General features: G+C 56.1%; 1 protein-coding gene. It reads left to right on the top strand.

Annotated features, from left to right (window positions below; all coding sequences use genetic code 11):
• Nucleotides 1-72: 72 nt before the first annotated feature.
• The coding region (locus ACFO4L_RS17535) for an IS1182 family transposase (protein ID WP_377910966.1) at nt 73-1,713 on the top strand (1,641 nt) is incomplete at its 3' end.

Below are 1,713 nucleotides of genomic sequence, written 5' to 3'. Positions count from 1 at the left end.
AGAAGGAAACAGAAAAAAATCGCCGAACCTGTGTGTAAGCGACAAAACCAACACCACCAGGAGGCGATTTTTATGAGCAGCCAAACGGCTACTTTCCAAGAGTATACCATGGGACAGCTGGTCCTGCCTATGGATTTCAGCGATTTGATCCCGGACGATCACGTGGCCCGGGTGATCCACACCTTTGTGGAGGCGGTGGACAACGACCTCTTCTTTGCCCCGTACAAAGGCGGCGGACGCCCGGCCTACCATCCGAAAATGATGACGAAAATCGTCCTCTACGCCTATACGCAGAAGTGGTATTCCTGCCGGCAGATTGCCCAATCTCTTCGAGAAAATCTCCCGATGATGTGGCTGGCTGCTCGGCAGGAACCGGATTTCCGTACGATTAACCGGTTCCGCTCGGAACGGATGCAGGACATCATTACACCGCTGTTCACCCGCCTCGTCGAACTCCTGCTCGACGAACAGTATATCTCGATGGACACCTACTTTCTTGACGGGACCAAAATCGAAGCGAACGCCAATCGGTATACGTTCGTCTGGCGGAAATCAGTCGAAAAACACGAAGCCCGACTCCAGGAGAAGCTGACCGGCCTTCTTGCCCACATTGAAGCCACCATCGAAGCGGACGCCTCCGAATCCGGGGAAGCCCCGGATCGTGTGTCCCCGCAGAAAGTCCGGGAAGCCGCCGAAGCCGTGGAACACGAGATGCACCAGGCGGAAGCAGAATGGAGGGAGGAACCGGACCGGCAGGTCCGAAAAGAAAAGCGGGCGGTCTTTCAGAACATCCGAACCATCCACCGCACCCTCACCCGCGACTACCTGCCGCGGCTGGAACGGTATGAAAGCCAGCTCGCCACCTTCGGCGACCGGAACAGTTTTTCCAAAACCGATCCCGCTGCTACGTTTATGCGCATGAAAGAAGATCATATGGAAAACGGCCAGCTGAAACCAGGCTACAACGTGCAGATGGGCACGGAAAATCAATTTGTGCTCGGCTATTCGGTGCATCAGCGCCCGACGGATACCCGCTGCCTGATCCCGCACCTGGAGCTTCTCCGCTCCTGGTCCCTGCCGTTTCCCAAGCAGCTCGCGGCGGATGCCGGCTATGGCAGTGAGCCAAACTATACGTATCTTCTGGAAGAGGCGCCTCTCCAGACAGAGAACCCGTTTTTGATTCCGTACAACACCCTGGCTGCCGAAACGAAACCCTCGTTCACGAAACGCATCGACAAGGTCCAGAACTGGGACTACGACGAAACGAACGACTGGTTCCGTTGTCCGAACAACCGGCGGGTCACGTTCCGGGGATACACCAGCCGGACCGATCCCATCACCGGCTACCGCCGGGATTTTAAACGGTACGAAAGTGAAGACTGTTCGGATTGTCCGATCAAAGCCTTCTGTACGAAAGCAGAAGGAAACCGGCAGGTATTGTGGAACCCGACCTACGAAGAAGAAAAAGCCAAAGCCAGAGCCTTCCTTTGGTCTCCCGAGGGCGCAGCGACCTACGCGAAACGAAAGAACGAGGTCGAAAGCGTGTTCGGGCAGATCAAGGGCAATCGGTCGTTCCGCCGCTTTCACCTCCGTGGCCTCGAGAAGGTCACCCTGGAGGTCGGGCTGCTCGCCGCAGCCCACAACCTCCTGAAAGTGGCCGGGAGCTGCTCGGCTTTCTGCTATTTTTTTGTCTTTTTCTCATTTCATTCCAAA

Source organism: Bacillus daqingensis, assembly GCF_042654445.1.
GTDB lineage: Bacteria > Bacillota > Bacilli > Bacillales > Salisediminibacteriaceae > Alkalicoccus > Alkalicoccus luteus.
The sequence above is the reverse complement of the archived record's forward strand: the minus strand, read 5'-3'. Positions and strand labels throughout refer to the sequence as shown.